At 61.4% G+C, this 15,450-nt stretch carries 13 protein-coding genes; 9 read left to right on the top strand and 4 right to left on the bottom strand.

All coding sequences use genetic code 11. The features are described from left to right. Positions 1-51 precede the first annotated feature (51 nt). Positions 52-681 carry a putative pterin-binding protein gene (locus phaeop14_RS08830; protein ID WP_040170766.1) on the top strand — a complete coding sequence of 210 codons (630 nt, stop codon included), beginning with the start codon at positions 52-54 and terminating at the stop codon, positions 679-681. Between the two features lie 50 nt (positions 682-731). Beyond that, the gene (locus phaeop14_RS08825) at positions 732-3,377 is read left to right on the top strand and encodes a PAS domain-containing hybrid sensor histidine kinase/response regulator (RefSeq protein WP_244905740.1); all 2,646 of its coding nucleotides are present in this window, start codon (positions 732-734) and stop codon (positions 3,375-3,377) included. A gap of 201 nt (positions 3,378-3,578) precedes the next feature. Here phaeop14_RS08825 and phaeop14_RS08820 read toward each other — a convergent pair whose 3' ends face one another. Beyond that, positions 3,579-3,752: a DUF1328 domain-containing protein gene (locus phaeop14_RS08820; RefSeq protein WP_040170768.1), complete on the bottom strand. Its 174-nt coding sequence runs from the start codon at positions 3,750-3,752 to the stop codon at positions 3,579-3,581. A gap of 1,029 nt (positions 3,753-4,781) precedes the next feature. Between phaeop14_RS08820 and dusA the strand changes: the two genes are divergently transcribed. From dusA to phaeop14_RS08800, 3 genes are all read left to right on the top strand, one after another. Next, positions 4,782-5,729, top strand: coding sequence for a tRNA dihydrouridine(20/20a) synthase DusA (dusA, locus tag phaeop14_RS08815; RefSeq protein WP_244905739.1), 948 nt, complete (start codon positions 4,782-4,784; stop codon positions 5,727-5,729). 212 nt (positions 5,730-5,941) lie between these two features. Then, positions 5,942-6,808, top strand: coding sequence for a sulfite exporter TauE/SafE family protein (locus phaeop14_RS08805; RefSeq protein WP_040181049.1), 867 nt, complete (start codon positions 5,942-5,944; stop codon positions 6,806-6,808). A gap of 18 nt (positions 6,809-6,826) precedes the next feature. Beyond that, the gene (locus phaeop14_RS08800; protein WP_193438248.1) at positions 6,827-7,621 is read left to right on the top strand and encodes a phytanoyl-CoA dioxygenase family protein; all 795 of its coding nucleotides are present in this window, start codon (positions 6,827-6,829) and stop codon (positions 7,619-7,621) included. Positions 7,622-7,783: 162 nt separating this feature from the next. Here phaeop14_RS08800 and phaeop14_RS08795 read toward each other — a convergent pair whose 3' ends face one another. From phaeop14_RS08795 to ccmI, 3 genes are read right to left on the bottom strand one after another with little or no spacing between them, the layout of a single operon-like run. Beyond that, a complete protein-coding gene (locus tag phaeop14_RS08795) occupies positions 7,784-8,017 on the bottom strand; it encodes a DUF1289 domain-containing protein (protein WP_040170777.1) in 234 nt (77 codons plus the stop codon). Positions 8,018-8,022: 5 nt separating this feature from the next. After that, positions 8,023-8,496 (bottom strand): Holliday junction resolvase RuvX, encoded by a 474-nt coding sequence (ruvX, locus tag phaeop14_RS08790; RefSeq protein ID WP_096789307.1) that lies wholly within the window; start codon positions 8,494-8,496, stop codon positions 8,023-8,025. After that, positions 8,493-9,749, bottom strand: coding sequence for a c-type cytochrome biogenesis protein CcmI (gene ccmI / locus phaeop14_RS08785; protein ID WP_096789306.1), 1,257 nt, complete (start codon positions 9,747-9,749; stop codon positions 8,493-8,495). The genes ruvX and ccmI overlap by 4 nt, the downstream gene beginning before the upstream one ends. Positions 9,750-9,981: 232 nt before the next feature. Between ccmI and phaeop14_RS08780 the strand changes: the two genes are divergently transcribed. The 4 genes from phaeop14_RS08780 to phaeop14_RS08765 all read left to right on the top strand — a co-directional run bounded on the left by phaeop14_RS08780 (position 9,982) and on the right by phaeop14_RS08765 (position 15,297). After that, positions 9,982-11,226 carry a sarcosine oxidase subunit beta family protein gene (locus tag phaeop14_RS08780; protein ID WP_096789305.1) on the top strand — a complete coding sequence of 415 codons (1,245 nt, stop codon included), beginning with the start codon at positions 9,982-9,984 and terminating at the stop codon, positions 11,224-11,226. A gap of 85 nt (positions 11,227-11,311) precedes the next feature. Next, positions 11,312-11,641, top strand: a complete 330-nt coding sequence (locus phaeop14_RS08775; protein ID WP_040170784.1) for a sarcosine oxidase subunit delta — start codon at positions 11,312-11,314, stop codon at positions 11,639-11,641. A gap of 58 nt (positions 11,642-11,699) precedes the next feature. Further along, on the top strand, positions 11,700-14,732 hold the full coding sequence (locus phaeop14_RS08770) for a sarcosine oxidase subunit alpha family protein (RefSeq protein WP_096789304.1): 3,033 nt from the start codon (positions 11,700-11,702) through the stop codon (positions 14,730-14,732). Continuing rightward, a complete protein-coding gene (locus phaeop14_RS08765) occupies positions 14,725-15,297 on the top strand; it encodes a sarcosine oxidase subunit gamma (protein WP_096789303.1) in 573 nt (190 codons plus the stop codon). The genes phaeop14_RS08770 and phaeop14_RS08765 overlap by 8 nt, the downstream gene beginning before the upstream one ends. Positions 15,298-15,450: the final 153 nt, after the last annotated feature.

Raw genomic sequence — 15,450 nt, 5'->3', positions numbered from 1 at the left:
TTCTGGTTACGAATCCTATACCAAAGAATAGCAGTCTATCCGCAGGAACAGATGCCCGGCGCGGCGGTTTGTGACAGGTTGGGACCAGATCAAGGATGTGCATGGCCGCAGGGACACGATTGTTCAACGGATCGCACGGGCAAAAGGATTGACGCTATGAAACACTGGCACCTTCACATTGCAGCACTGCTCGCAGCTGTCACACTTTTTTGCGGTCTGCCATCCGGCGCCGTGCAGGCGTCCCAATCGGATGCGGCCGTGCTGACTGTGGCCATCAAACCTGCCAATGGCGGCGACATGCAGCGGCATGAATTCTCCATGGAGGAGCTGCGCAGCCTGCCGGTGGCCCAATTTGATACCCGGACCATCTGGACCTCGGGGGAGCAGGCCTTCACCGGGGTGAGCCTCGCTGCCTTGCTGGCCCATGTCGGCGTCGCCGACGGGCAGTCTGGTGTCGTCGTGGCCCGGGCGATCAATGATTACGCGGTTGAAATTCCCGTTTCTGACGCCACCAGCGGCGGCCCGATGGTTGCCTATGAACGAAACGGGTCGTCCATGTCGGTTCGCGACAAGGGGCCTTTGTGGATCGTCTACCCCTATGATAGTGACCCCACATATCGCACGGAGGCGGTTTATTCCCGCAGCATCTGGCAGCTTGAGGAGATCACAGTAGGCCAATGACAGGCACAGACAGAGGCCTCTCATAGGTGCGGCTCCGGGAAAACCCCTTGGTGTCGCGCAGCGTCCTGATCACCGTGGGCTTGGTTCTTGCCTTGCTCGCGGTGCAGTCTGTTCGGCTGGGGCGCGAGGTGCTGGTACGCCTGGAGGTGCTCTCTACCGCCGCCACCGATAGCCTGCAGTGGACCCTGTCCCAGGCCGAAATTGAGCAGCTGAAGCTGGAGAATGCCATTCTGTCAGCGCGCAGTGTGCAGGATCTGTCGCAGGTGCGCCGTGAATTCGATATCCTCTACAGCCGCGTGGCCACCATCCGCGAAAGCCGGACCTTCCAATCCGTGCGGGAAGCGCCGGAAAATGCCCAAATTCTACAACGGGTCATGGCGCGGATCGACAGGTTGATCACCTACATTGACGGCCCGGATGAGGCGTTGCTGTCCGGCCTGCCAAAGGTAAGCGAGATTTTGCGGGAGAACCGAGATGACCTGCGGGTGTTGGCGCTGGCAGGGCTTTCTGAACATGCGCGCGCAACGGAAGAGAAACGCCTGAACCTCTTTGCGATCCTGTCCCGGCTGGCTTGGGTTGTGCTCGCGCTTTGCGTGGCACTGGGGCTGACCGCGTTGATGTTGGGGCGGCTCTATCAACGCGGCAAGCGCCTCGCCGAACGCACCCGCTTTGCGGTAGCAAGGATGCGCGCCATGATCACCTCTTCCCTGGATGCCATCTTGGTTGTCGGCGACGATGGGCGCATTCAAGAGGTGAACGGCGCGGCAGAGACGATTTTTGGCTACTCCAGAGGGGAAGCCATTGGCGCCGATATGGCGGGGCTGATTGTTCCTGACCACCTGCGGGATGCCCATGAGCAGGGCATGCAGGCCTACTGCGCTGGCTGCCCTCCCAAGGTTATCGGCCAAGGGCGGGTCCAACTGGAGGCCAAGCGCAAGTCAGGCGAGATCTTCCCGGTAGAGCTGTCGATCACCGCGAGCCAATCTGCCGAAGAAACCGTTTTTGTCAGCTATCTGCGTGATATCTCAGAGCGAATTGCCGCCGAGGAGGAGCTCACTCGCACCCGCGACGAGGCGCTGGCGGGCGAGCGGGCGAAAGCAGATCTTCTCACCGTGATGAGCCATGAAATGCGCACACCGCTGACCGGAATCCTTGGCGCGTCTGAATTGCTGGACGGCACCTCCCTGTCGCCGGAGCAGCGCGAGTACCTCTCGGCGATCCGCATCTCAGGCGACCGGCTGATGGCCCATGTCAATGACGTCCTGCAGTTGTCGCAGCTGGAAACCGGGGTCGACTTTGAGCATCAGCGCATTTTCAACCTCAGCGAATTGGTGCAGGAGTTGGTCGATGCCCATCAGAATGTTGCCAGACGTGGCCGCAACGATCTGAGTTTGCACTGTAGCCTCGGGGCCATAGACGATGTGCTTGGGCGCCCGGTGGCGTTGAAGAAGATTTTGATCAGCCTGATCGAGAACGCGTTGCAGTATACTTCGGATGGGGCGGTGTCGGTCGATGTCCAGCGGCTTGGACAGAGTGATACCGTCGAAATCAGCATCGCTGATACTGGAGCGGGTATTGCCGAACATGATCTGGATCGGATTTTTGAAGATTTCATCCGCCTCGACGCAAGTTACGCGCGCAGCAGCGATGGCACCGGGCTTGGCCTAGCGATTACCCGCCGGATTGTTGTGGCCCTTGGGGGGGAGATTTCTTGTGAGAGCGAGCTGGGGGAGGGCAGCCTTTTCACTATTGCGCTGCCGCTGCCAGCTTCCCGTACAGGTGGACCCGCCTCTGCTGTCGGGGGCGTTCCGACGCCCGAGCAGAGCGGGGCACAAGCTTTGGGGCCCGCCCCGCAGAGCGCCAACAACCGCCAGCGTATCAATGGCGCAGGGCGGATTCTCGTCGTAGACGATAATGAAATCAACCGGGTACTGGTGGAGCGGATGCTGACCAGTCTCGGCCATCATGTGGTGATGGCCTCTGGCGGCGCTGAGGGTGTTGAGGCCGCCCGGGCGGGCTGCTTTGATCTGATCTTCATGGACATCAGCATGCCCGAGGTCGACGGGATTGACGCCTCCCGCCAAATTCGAGAGCAGCAACTGGCCGAGGGTACACAGATCGTCGCCCTGACCGCCCATGTCGCCGCCCGAGATCACGCAAGGATACTTGACGCAGGGCTGGCTGAGGTGGTGACCAAACCAGTCAGCAGATCAACTCTTGCAGCGGTGATATCGCGCCGCATGCGCAGCGATCGGCCATGCGACACAGAGACCACTGTAGCGAGCCAGCTGTCAGCATCCGCACCGGAACCCGCCGCGACCACTGGTCAGACTGCGGGCGGGGCGGTGTCGCATTCAGCAGCCAATTCCCCTGATCAAAGATCTGATATTGCTCAATTTTTACATGCTCTTGGCATGGACCGCGGAGCACGATTCCTTGTCGGGTACTGCGAAGAAGTTGGACAGTTTCTGAGTGAATTGCGCAGCGCTGAAACCCTTGATCCGGCGTTGCGGCAGGAGGCGCATCGGCTGGCAGGATCGGCTGCAGTGCTTGGTTTCGCTGATCTGAGAGAGGCATTTTTGGGTCTCGAACATGCCGAAATACAGCATGTTCCGGACCTGACAGCATTGGTGCAAATATGGGACCAAGCCAGCCAAGAAATTGCAGAGTGCCTTCCGGGAAAGGCGACGGGCTAAATCGTGGCGCGGTGACGTAAAGCCAGACTGGGCACAGCCAAACGGCCGCATTTTCGATCAGCACAGGAACCCCTGCGACTGGCCACGGGCGTGACTGCCAGAACTACGTTTTTTCAGAATACAGATTTGAATGGTCCCGGCCCGGAGGGAGGGCCGGTGACAGGCGGTCTGCTGCGCTTAGGTGCCGACAGGTGGCGCAGGTTACACTGGCGGTTTGCCCTTCATCGCGCGCATGACCATTGCCACGACGAAGAGAACGAGGAAAATGATGAAAAGAATTTTTGCGATACCGGCAGACGCTCCGGCGATGCCACCGAAACCAAGCAGACCCGCGATCAGTGCCACAACCAGAAATGTAAGTGCCCAACCAAGCATTTTCTCTCTCCTTCAAAAGGTTAGTCCACAATCCGTGGATGCAAGGGTAACGCGTCAGGCCTCAGTTTGTTCCCCTGGCTTTGCGCCCGCGCCTATTAAGTCCGCTGCAGTTAGCCTTTGATTGGCGCAGTGACCAATAGGGGACACGGGCTCTCTCGAGGGTGTCACGAGCGTTGAGGCGGCGGAAGAGGGCGGCGAAAATGTGGAGTTTGCCGGATCGACGACCGGGATCGTGCACCCGTAGGTTTTTTTGACAGTGCATTTATGTCCCGATCAGGCTCCGGGCCGGGATTTCTGTCCCATGCGTTTCCTGAGGTGCGACCGCAGTGCCGGTCGGTGCGCAGAGGTCTGTCTCCGATCTACGCAACCAATCGTTCCCGCGGAAACGGATCAGTGGGCCAGCAGCACAGTTGATGAGAGGGTGTAACACGGCGCATGTCAAAGACCCCGACAGCGATCACTTCGCCGATCTATGTGCCCTTCGGAAACATGATGCCGCAGGTCAGATAGAAACAGGCTCCTGCGGTTGCGACTGGAGGGTGAAATTGACAGCCCCGAAGGCAGCTGCGGCATAAGTCACCGCTAGAAGCACCTCAGAACACAGATAAACTGCGGATCGAGATTGCTGTTCAGGATTGGGGTGGTTTCGTCTACCTGCCGATGGAGAGCAGGGCGTAAGGGGCTATCCCGTCGCGAGCCGCGGCTCGGGTCTCGAGGTTGGCGCGTTTCATTTCAGGTTTCAGCGGCTGATCGCTTCTCAAAGGTGCGGTTGTCGCTAAATCTTTTGCCGTTTCGTTTCAGGTCAATTTGTGCGAGATAGCCGACCAACCCACAGAGGTGCTTGTGTTCTGTTCCTGATCCCATGATCCATAAATTTGGTAGGAGATTTGCGATTGTAGGATCACCGCGTCACAATGGGAGAAAAGCTCAATAAGCGGATCCAGCATTGACCGCAAAACTGGTATCGTCATGGCAGAAAATATATACAAATCAGATATTTGGACGAGTTCGCGCCTGTCGGTTGCACCCATGATGGATTGGACCGATCGCCATTGCCGCTATCTGCACCGGCTGCTGAGCAAAGAGGCGTTGCTTTATACGGAAATGGTAACGGCGCCTGCTTTGGTGCGGGGGGGCGCGTTGCATTTGCTGGATCATTCTGTGCAGGAGCATCCCGTTGCGCTGCAACTGGGGGGATCGGACCCGGTTGAGCTGGCGGAGGCGGCGCGTTTGGGGGCAGAGGCGGGCTATGATGAGATCAATCTCAACTGCGGCTGCCCCAGTGACCGGGTACAGTCCGGCGCCTTCGGCGCGGTGCTGATGAAATCGCCGGATCTGGTGGCAGAATGTGTCGCGGCCATGCGGGCCAAGGTGGATGTCGAGGTCACTGTAAAGTGCCGCATTGGCGTCGATGATCAGGACCCACAGGAGGTTTTGCCGGGGTTTCTGGGGCGCATCGCGGCGGCAGGCTGTGAACGGGTAACGATTCATGCGCGCAAAGCTTGGCTGAAAGGGCTCAGCCCCAAGGAAAACCGCGACATTCCGCCGTTGGATTATGACATCGTGCATCAGATGAAGGCGGAGTTTCCGCAGCTGCATATCTCGCTCAACGGGGGCGTGGCCAGTCTGGATGAGGCGCTGCCGCATCTGGAGCGTGGGCTTGATGGGGTGATGATTGGCCGTGCGGCCTATCACCAGCCCGCCGATATCCTGTCGCAGGCGGATCCGCTGATTTATGGCACCGGCAGTGCCACGGATCCGGTCGCCGTTGTGGGGCAGATGCTGACCTATATCGACGATCAGATGGTGCAGGGGGCCCGGTTGCATCAGATCACCCGGCATATGCTGGGGCTGTTTGCAGGGCGGCCCGGTGCGCGCAACTGGCGGCGGGTATTGTCAGAGGGCGCAAGTCGGCCGGGAGCGGACACCCGATTGGTGGAAACCGCGCTGGAGCAGGTGACCGGGATCGCGGCCTGATCCGGCAGAGGCCTGAATATGGGCTGATCAAACATCAGGTCTGCGATGCCCTGCGACCACGGGTCACTGCTGCAATCGACGGACCTGCAAGAAATCCTGAGACAAATTTGCGCTCACCCTGTAGGGGAGGGTTTGGATCTGCACGCCGCACACAGCCCACAGGAGGGCAGGGTGCCGACCGGGATCGCGACCGCCATGAAGGAGAGCCGTCAATGTCAGCCCTGACCACCAGTCTTGTGACCACTGCTGCCCTGCTGCCCGCGCCTGCGGTGCTGGCCCAGATGGCCGGCCTGCTGATCGTGACAGGGGCTGTGGCCGGTGTTCTGGCGGGTCTGCTGGGGGTTGGTGGCGGCATCGTACTGGTGCCTGCGTTTTTCTATGTCTTCCAGACGCTTGGCTATGGCGGTGATCAGCTGATGCAGATGTGTCTGGCGACCTCGCTTGCGACGATCATCGTGACCTCCCTGCGCTCAGTGATGAGCCACAATAAGAAGGGTGCGGTGGATTGGGGGATCCTGCGCGGCTGGGGACCGGGGATCGCCATTGGTGCCATCATTGGCGTCACGGTGGCGTCTTCGCTGCGCTCCACCACGTTGCAGGCGCTGTTTGGCGTGCTGGCGTTGGTGATCGGGCTTTACATGGCTTTTGGGCGCGCGGACTGGCGGCTGGGGCAGGAGATGCCAAAGGGCGCCCGGCGCATGATCCTATCGCCCATGGTGGGGTTTCTGTCGGTGCTGATGGGCATTGGCGGTGGAAGTTTCGGGGTACCACTGATGAGCCTGCATGCAACCCCCATTCACCGGGCGGTGGCCACGGCGGCGGGCTTTGGCGTGATCATCGCGGTGCCTTCTGTGATTGGGTTCCTGTTCCTGCCAGTTGAGGCTGCGGCGCGTCCGCCGCTCACTGTTGGGGCGGTCAATCTGGTTGCTTTTGTGGTGGTGATTGCGATGACGCTGATCACTGCGCCTTGGGGGGTGAAGCTGGCCCATGCGATGGACCCGAAACCGCTAAAACGGGTGTTTGCGGTGTTTCTGATCCTTGTGGCGCTGAACATGCTGCGCAAGTCGCTCGGCTTTTGATTTTGTTAGGGGTTCGCAATGGGCTGGCAGGACTTCTTAACCCGTGGCTGGTGTGATTTCCCAGCTGATGCGGCCACCCTGGCCTGGGCGCGACATGCCCATGAGGCGGGCGTTCAGGCCTTAGCGGATCCGGCCAATGCCGACTGGCTGCAATGCGAGGGGACCTGGTTCATTGGCGTGGATGCGCTGCCCAATGATGCGCAGGGTCAGCTGCCCGGTGGGCCTGAGCTGGCGGGCCCCGCGCTTGATTTTATCACGGCGCATCTGGGCGGTGTGCCGGATCTGCATCGCGGGCAGGTGTCCTCTGTCTTTCCCGGCTATCCACGACCGCGCCCCGGGGAGGGGGAGGCGGCGCTGCGCTACCGGATCAAACGGGATGCGGCCCATGTGGACGGGGTGAAGATGTTCGGCGATGCCCGTCGCCGCAAGGTGGAGGAACCGCATGCCTGGGTGCTTGGCCTGCCGCTGAATGACAGCAGCGCGGATGCCTCCCCACTGGTGATCTGGGAGGGCAGCCATGTGATCATGCGCCGTGCCTTTGCAGCAGCTTTTGACGGCATCCCATCGGAGCAATGGGGCGATGTTGATGTGACCGACGCCTATACGGCCGCCCGCAAGCAGGTGTTTGAAACCTGTCCGCGTGTCACGGTGTCGGCAAAACCGGGGCAGGCCTATCTGATGCACCGGCTGTGTCTGCACGGTGTTGCGCCCTGGGCAGAGGGCGCCAGCGCACCAGAGGAGGGGCGGATGATCGCCTATTTCCGACCTGAGATGGCGGAGTGGACCGATCCGGTGCGGGGGTGGCTGTCTTAGGTCAGCAATCCTGCCTGAATGTTTCGCGTGCGAAACAATAGGTCAGGGGTTGTTCCGCATGATTTTCGAAGTGTTACCGAGGCGTACGCGGCTTTCGCTGGCAGAAAACAGTGCGTGGTCAGCCCGCTGTCCGTTGCTGCGCGACATGTGCCGCGCGCCGCGTTAGCTGCGTTTTAGGCGGGCACTGCGGCCGCCGCGGCGCTTGGTCAGCTCCTTGGCGCGCTCGGGCAGGGCCTCCAGCAGCTCGGCCCGTTCATCGTTGCTCATCTTGGACCAGCGGGTGATCTCGTCGATGGAGCGGTAGCAGCCGGTGCAGATCCGCGCCTCCGGGTGGACGACACAGATTTGGATGCAGGGCGATTGCACCTCGTCACGTTTCCAGACCTCGTCGCTCATCTGCTTTATCCTGCCTTGATATGGCGCATCCGGTCGAGCGCCCCCTGCAGGATATACGACGCAGCGACGTGATCGATCACCTCTGCGCGACGTTTTCTGCTCGTATCCGCCTCCAAAAGTGCTCTTTCGGCGGCAACCGTGCTGAGCCGTTCGTCCCAGAAGCCGATTGGCAGCTCTGTCAGCTTGGCCAGATTGCGGGCAAAGGCGCGGGTTTTCTGACAGCGCGGGCCTTCGGTACCATCCATATTGCGGGGCAGGCCCAACAGCAGCGCGCCAACCTCGCGGGTCTTGACGATCTCAAACAGGCGTTCTGCATCCAGCGTGAATTTCTTGCGCCGGATGGTTTCGAGCGGTGTCGCCACGGTGCCCATCCGGTCCGAGATGGCGACGCCCACGGTTTTATCGCCAAAATCCAGCCCGGCAATCGGGGTGAAATTCGGGACTGCCGCCGCGAAGGTTTCAAAGTCATCATAGATCATTGCGTCAGTCCTGCCTGTTTGGCGGCGGCGGTGATGGTGGCAAGGGCCTCGGGCACCTCGGCGAAGACCTCTTGCGCCTCAGCGTAGATGGCTTGCGCGCGATCGGTCTGTTGCAGCACCGATAGGGCGCCGATCAGCTGCGCCCATTCCTGCGGCGTGCCGCCGGTGGTGGCGAGCCGGTCTGAGAGGCCCTCAACCATGCCACGGATCATCTGCTGGCGGTCTTCGGCGCTCATGTCTTCCGCGGCGGCGATATCGTCGGCGCTGGGACCTGTCGCAGGGGCAGAGGGGGCGCGGCCCGGTGCAGGCACGCTGCCGGGGGTGATCGGCGTGTACTCAACACCGGCGCGATAGGCGATATCCTCAATCTGGGCGCTGATGGCGGTGACCCAGGGCGCGCCTTCCGGTCCCATGGCGAGGGTTTCGCTCCAGACCTCATAGGCGACATCCGGGCGGCCGATCTGGGCCATCATCAGCCCCCAGTAATAGCGCGCGCCGCCGTCAAAGCGGTCGAGCGTCAGCGTGGTGCGCAGGGCGTCCTCCGCCTCCGGGGAGACATAGCCGCCGGCGGCCATGATCTGCAGCTCTGCCAGCTCGCCGAAATCGCGGGCCTCCACATCACCGGACATGATGCGGATGTAGTTTGCCTTGGCTTTGGCAGCGGCGGCGAAATTGCCGAGGTTGGCCTCATGCTGGGCCAGCAGCGCCTGACCCTGCGCGTCGTCAACGCGTTTGCTGGCGGTGTCGCGCAGCTGATCGACCAGCGTGGCGTAACCCGGCTCTACCACGCGGGCCGGGCGTTCCGGTGCGTCGGCCTCCGCCTCAGCCTGCGTGGGACGGGTGGCGGCGCGTTCCGCGGCGGCGTCGATGCGCAGTTGCAGGCCAAGGTCGCTGTAGCCCGGCGCGCCGAGATTGGCATAGATCAGGTAGGTGCCACCGCAGACCAGGCCGATCAGCGCGATGGCGGCAGCGCTGGTCAGGGTGCGGGGCTGGGTGTGGCCGCTGGCGGCGGCCTGGACCTGAGCGTCGGCGCTCAGGATGCGGCGGGAGATCTCGGTGCGGATACGCTCGGCATCGCTGGCCTGCAGGACCCCGCGCGCCAGATCCTTGTCCACATCGCGCAGTTGCTGTCGGTAGACCTGCAGGTCATAGGCGGCGGCCGGCTCGCCGCTGTCGCGTCCGCGCAGCAGCACAAGGGACAGCAGCGTGGCGGTGGCCAGCGTGATGAGGCTGATAACGATCCAGAAGGTCATGGGGGCTCCCGCAGTTTCAATCCCATGTATAGGGGCTGGGGGGCGGAAAAAAGGCCTATCTGCTGCGGCGCGCTGTCCCGGTGGCGGGCGTAGAGGACGCAAAGGGTGCGATGAGCCTGTGGCGTCTTTGCTGCCGGATGTCGCAACCATGCATGATTGCGACGATAAACGGCGCAGGTCAGTCTTGTCTGTGGTGCATACCCGTTAACAGTCTCGAACCACGGATTCGCCCATGAAACGTTATTCTGCCTTTGCTGTCGCGCGTGAGGCGCTGCGCTACCACACCGGATGGGAACGCGCCTGGCGCTCTCCCGAACCCAAACGCCACTATGATGTGATCATCGTCGGGGCCGGTGGCCATGGTCTGGCCACGGCTTATTTCCTTGGAAAAAACTACGGCATCACCAATGTCGCGGTTCTGGAAAAGGGCTGGTTGGGTGGCGGCAACACCGGGCGCAACACCACCATCATCCGCTCCAACTACCTGCAGGATCCCTCCGCCGCGATCTATGAGAAATCGCGTTCGCTCTATGAGACGATGAGCCAGGACATCAACTACAACGTGATGTTCAGCCCGCGCGGCGTGATCATGCTGGCGCAGACCGAGCATGAGGTGCGCGGCTACAAGCGTACCGCCCATGCCAATGCGCTGCAGGGCGTGCAGACCGAATGGATTGAGCCTGCGCGGGTGAAGGAACTGGTGCCGATCATCAACCTTGAAGGGCCGCGCTATCCGGTTCTGGGCGGGCTCTGGCAGGAGCGCGGTGGCACCGCGCGCCATGATGCGGTGGCCTGGGGCTATGCGCGGGCCTGTTCGAACATGGGCATGGACATCATCCAGCAGTGCGAAGTCACTGGTGTGCGTAATGAAAACGGCCGTGTCGTCGGTGTTGACACCACCAAGGGTGCTATCGACTGCGACAAGCTGGGCATGGTGGTTGCGGGCAATTGTTCGCATCTCTCCGAAATGGCCGGTTTCCGTCTGCCGGTGGAAAGCGTGGCGCTACAGGCGCTGGTGTCTGAGCCGATCAAACCCTGCATGGATGTGGTCGTGATGGCCAATACCGTGCATGGCTACATGTCCCAGTCCGACAAGGGCGAGATGGTCATCGGCGGCGGCACCGACGGGTTCAACAACTACACCCAGCGCGGGTCCTTCCATCATATCGAGGAAACCGTGCGCGCCCTCAATGAGACCTTCCCAATGGTCAGCCGTCTGAAGATGCTGCGCCAGTGGGGCGGGATCGTGGATGTGACCGGCGACCGGTCGCCGCTGATCTCCAAAACGCCGGTTGGCAATATCTTTGTCAACGCAGGCTGGGGCACCGGTGGCTTCAAGGCGATCCCGGGCTCCGGCTGGGCGATGGCGGAACTGATGGCCACAGGTCATTCGCCGCTGGCCGAAGAGTTTTCGATGATGCGCTTCAAGGAAGGCAGATTCATCGACGAGAGCGTCGCAGCGGGTGTGGCTCACTGATGCCGCGCACCGTCGCAAAATTCTTGGAAGAATTTTGCCGAGGATTTTCGAAAATCCTTGGCCCCCAGTTGGAGAGGTCCGCACAATGCTGATCCTTGAATGCCCATATTGCGGCGTCAAAGCCGAAGAAACCGAACTGGCCGCAGGTGGCGAGGCGCATCTGAAGCGTTTTGGCCCCGGTTCGTCAGATGAAGAGTTTCATGACTATCTGTTCATGCGCGAAAACCCCAAGGGTGTGCATTTTGAACGCTGGCGCCATGCCAATGGCTGCGGCAAGTGGTTCCATGCCGCCCGCTGCACCACCACGCTTGAGGTCTTTGGCACCTATTCGGCTCAGACCTATGAGCCGCCGCAGGAGATCCTGGATGCGGTCACGGCCAAACGCCCCGGTTGGACATGGCGGGATCTGAAATGATCGCCTCTCTGAACGTCACCTCCCTTTTCGTCGCCCTCTCTTGCGAAAGGTCCGCCACATGAGCACGCGCCTTGCCAAAAACGGCCGGTTGATCGACCGCTCCAAACCGATCGAATTCACCTTCAACGGCAAGCGGATGAAGGGCTATGCAGGCGACACGCTGGCGTCTGCCCTGTTGGCCAATGACCAGATGATGGTTGGCCGCTCGTTCAAATATCACCGCCCGCGTGGTCTGGTTGCGGCTGGTCCCGAAGAGCCCAATGCGCTTGTGGGGCTGGGCACCGGCGACCGGTTTGAACCCAATCAGCGCGCCACCACGACCGAGCTGTTCTCGGGCCTGTCGGCGCAGTCGCAGAACCACTGGCCGAGCCTTGAGTTCGACGTGGGTGTGGCCAACAACGCGCTGGCGCGGTTCCTGCCTGCGGGTTTCTACTACAAGATGTTCATCCACCCGCGCCCCCTGTGGAAACATGTCTATGAGCCGATCATCCGCCACTCTGCCGGTCTGGGCAAAGCGCCGGACAAGGAGCTGAAGGACGCCGATACTTACGAGCATTTCTATTATTTCGCCGATGTGCTGGTGATTGGTGGCGGCGTGGCTGGTCTTCAGGCGGCCAAGGCGGCGGCCAGCTCCGGTGCCAAGGTGTTGTTGCTGGAGCAGAACAATCACTGGGGTGGTCGTGCGCCGGTTGACGGTGGTACCATCGACGGGATGGAGCCGGACGCCTGGGTTGAGAAAACCCTCGCCGAGCTGCGCGCGATGGACAATGTCACCCTGCGCGACCGCTGCATGGGGGCGGGCGTTTATGACCACGGCTACGCGCTGGGGTATGAGCGGCTGACCGATCATGCGCCGGGGCAGGGTGGTCCGCGCCACCGTCTGTGGCGGATCCGGGCCAGCCAGATCGTCACGGCAACCGGTGCCATTGAACGTCCCCTGTCCTTTGCCGGGAATGATGTGCCGGGCGTGATGCTGGCAGCCTCCATGCGCGATTATGCGGTGAACTGGGGGGTGACCCCGGGCCAGAAAGTTGTGGTTGCCACCAACAATGACGACGCCTATCGCACGGCAATTGCCCTGCATGGCGCGGGTGTTGAAGTTGTACGCGTACTGGATGCTCGCGACAGCGGCGGCGGGGCCCTGATGGAAGAGGTCCGTCAGCTGGGCATCCGCGTTGAATGTGGCCGGGCCATTGCCAAGGTGAAGGGCGGCAAGCGCGTCACATCCGTGGCGATCTGCGCCCAGAATGGCGAAGGCGGCGCGCAGGAGGAGGTCGAGGCCGATGCGGTCGCGATGTCCGGTGGTTGGTCGCCGGTTGTGCACCTGTGGTCCCATTGCGGTGGTAAGCTGGTCTGGGATCAGGCCCATGCGAATTTCCGTCCCGATGCCTCGCGTCCGCCGCTGGGTGCGGATGGCAATGGGTTTGTCATCGCAGCAGGTGCCGCCAATGGCGCGGCCGGTCTGGCGGCGGCGTTGAGCGATGCGCAGGCCGCAGGGGAAGCGGCGGCGAAGGCCGCTGGCCGCAAGGTCAAAGCGGCGGCTGCGCCGGTCGGAGATGCGCCGGTTGAAAAGGCGATGGAGCCGGTGTGGCTGATGCCCGCCAAGGCAGACATCAAGCTGCGCATGAAGACCTGGCTGGACTATCAGAACGACGTCAAGGTTTCGGACGTGCAGCTGGCCGCGCGCGAAGGTTTTGAGAGCGTCGAGCATACCAAGCGTTACACCACGCTGGGCATGGCAACCGATCAGGGGAAGCTTTCGAATATCAACGGCTTGGCGATCCTTGCTGATGCGCTTGGGTCTGAAATTCCACAGGTGGGTACCACCACGTTCCGTCCGCCCTATCACCCGATTTCGATGGGGTCGATTGGCGGTGAGGCCCGCGGCGAGATCTTCCAGCCGCTGCGCAAGACGCCGATGCATGACTGGCATGACAGCAATGGTGCGGATTGGGAACCGGTTGGCCAGTGGCGCCGTCCCTTCGCCTACGTCCGCTCTGGCGAGAGCCTGCATGACGCGGTGAACCGCGAGGTGAAGAACACCCGCGAGAACCTCGGCCTGCTGGATGCCTCGACCCTGGGTAAGCTGGTCGTCAAGGGGCCGGATGCGGGCAAGTTCCTCGACATGATGTACACCAACATGATGTCAACGCTGAAAGTCTGCAAATGCCGCTACGGTCTGATGTGTTCGGAGAACGGGTTTCTGATCGACGATGGCGTGGTTGCGCGGATTGATGAGGACACCTGGCTCTGCCACACCACCACCGGCGGTGCCGAGCGGATCCATGGTCATATGGAAGAATGGCTGCAGACCGAATGGTGGGACTGGAAGGTCTATGTAGCCAATGTCACCGAACAGCTGGCGCAGGTTGCCGTCGTCGGCCCCAATGCCCGCAAGGTGCTGGAAAAGCTGAACGAAAACGCGGGCGGCGGCATGGATCTCTCCAAGGAGGCGCTGCCCTTCATGGAATGGCGTGACGGGGAGATCGGCGGCTTCAAGGCGCGGGCCTACCGGATCTCCTTCTCGGGTGAGCTGTCCTATGAGATCGCGGTTGCGGCCTCGGACGGGCAGGCGTTCTGGACCGCATTGATGGAAGCGGGCAAGGAATTCGGGGTGATGCCGTATGGCACCGAATGTCTGCATATCCTGCGGGCCGAGAAGGGCTTCATCATGATTGGTGATGAAACCGACGGAACCGTTATTCCGCAGGATCTGGGCCTGAACTGGGCGCTGTCGAAGAAGAAAGAGGACTTCCTCGGCAAGCGGGCGCATACCCGCAGCCATATGGCCGATCCCGACCGCTGGCAGCTGGTGGGTCTGGAAACCACCGATGGCTCGGTGCTGCCGGATGGCGCCTATGCGGTGGGCAATGGTGTGAATGCCAATGGACAGAAAAACACCATCGGGCGCGTGACCTCGACCTATTACTCGTCGAACTTGGGCCGTGGCATCGCCATGGGTCTGGTCAAGCATGGTCCCAAGCGGATGGGCGAAGTGATCGAATTCCCCGGCACCGACGGGACAATCTACAAGGCCAAGATCGTCGATCAGGTCTTTTACGACAAGGAAGGGGAGAAGCAGAATGTCTGATCCTGTCAGCGCAATGAATGGTGCGAAGTTTTCCGGTTTGGCGCAGGTCGAAGACAGCGGGCTGCAGGGGATGATCACCCTGCGCGGTGATCTTGCATCTGACACCCTGAAGGCGACTGTTAAGGCCGCCACCGGGGCGGATGTTCCAACCAGCGGTCAGGTGTCACTGACTGATGCGGGCGGTGTCGCGTGGATGTCCCCGGATGAGCTGCTGCTGCTGGTGCCCTATGCCGAGGTTGAGGCGAAGGTTGCTGACTTGTCAGAGGCGTTGAAAGGCGAGCACGCGCTGGCGGTTAACGTCTCAGATGCGCGCGGTGTGTTCCGCCTGTCTGGTGATGGTGCTCGTGAGGTTCTGGCTAAGATCTGCCCGGTGGACCTGTCGGCTGAGGCCTTCACACCCGGTCAGTTCCGCCGTACCCGCATGGCGCAAGTGGCAGCGGCCTTCTGGCTGGACCACGACGGCGCGTTTCACATCGTCTGCTTCCGTTCCGTTGCCGGATATGTCTACAATTTGTTATCCACAGCGGCGCACCCACAATCTAAGGTAGGCGTGTTAACTGGTTAAGGCAATTTAGCCTTGTGGCGTGTTTTACGCTAAGTTACAGTGTCCTTGGATTTCCGGGGGCACTTTTTTATTTGGTATTGTTGGTCGTTGACCAGTTTCCGATTCGTGATTTTCCCTAGTTCGGAAGCGTCGTGATGCTGCGTGGTGCCGCCC

The organism is Phaeobacter piscinae, assembly GCF_002407245.1.
Lineage (GTDB): Bacteria > Pseudomonadota > Alphaproteobacteria > Rhodobacterales > Rhodobacteraceae > Phaeobacter > Phaeobacter piscinae.
The sequence above is the reverse complement of the archived record's forward strand: the minus strand, read 5'-3'. Positions and strand labels throughout refer to the sequence as shown.

Bases quoted from the DNA above. Each gene is read 5' to 3' on its own strand.
- phaeop14_RS08830 (WP_040170766.1), top strand. From the start codon at position 52: ATGCCCGGCGCGGCGGTTTGTGACAGGTTGGGACCAGATCAAGGATGT.
- phaeop14_RS08820 (WP_040170768.1), bottom strand. From the start codon at position 3,752: ATGCTTGGTTGGGCACTTACATTTCTGGTTGTGGCACTGATCGCGGGT.
- dusA (WP_244905739.1), top strand. From the start codon at position 4,782: ATGATGGATTGGACCGATCGCCATTGCCGCTATCTGCACCGGCTGCTG.
- phaeop14_RS08805 (WP_040181049.1), top strand. From the start codon at position 5,942: ATGTCAGCCCTGACCACCAGTCTTGTGACCACTGCTGCCCTGCTGCCC.
- phaeop14_RS08800 (WP_193438248.1), top strand. From the start codon at position 6,827: ATGGGCTGGCAGGACTTCTTAACCCGTGGCTGGTGTGATTTCCCAGCT.
- phaeop14_RS08795 (WP_040170777.1), bottom strand. From the start codon at position 8,017: ATGAGCGACGAGGTCTGGAAACGTGACGAGGTGCAATCGCCCTGCATC.
- ruvX (WP_096789307.1), bottom strand. From the start codon at position 8,496: ATGATCTATGATGACTTTGAAACCTTCGCGGCGGCAGTCCCGAATTTC.
- ccmI (WP_096789306.1), bottom strand. From the start codon at position 9,749: ATGACCTTCTGGATCGTTATCAGCCTCATCACGCTGGCCACCGCCACG.
- phaeop14_RS08780 (WP_096789305.1), top strand. From the start codon at position 9,982: ATGAAACGTTATTCTGCCTTTGCTGTCGCGCGTGAGGCGCTGCGCTAC.
- phaeop14_RS08775 (WP_040170784.1), top strand. From the start codon at position 11,312: ATGCTGATCCTTGAATGCCCATATTGCGGCGTCAAAGCCGAAGAAACC.
- phaeop14_RS08770 (WP_096789304.1), top strand. From the start codon at position 11,700: ATGAGCACGCGCCTTGCCAAAAACGGCCGGTTGATCGACCGCTCCAAA.
- phaeop14_RS08765 (WP_096789303.1), top strand. From the start codon at position 14,725: ATGTCTGATCCTGTCAGCGCAATGAATGGTGCGAAGTTTTCCGGTTTG.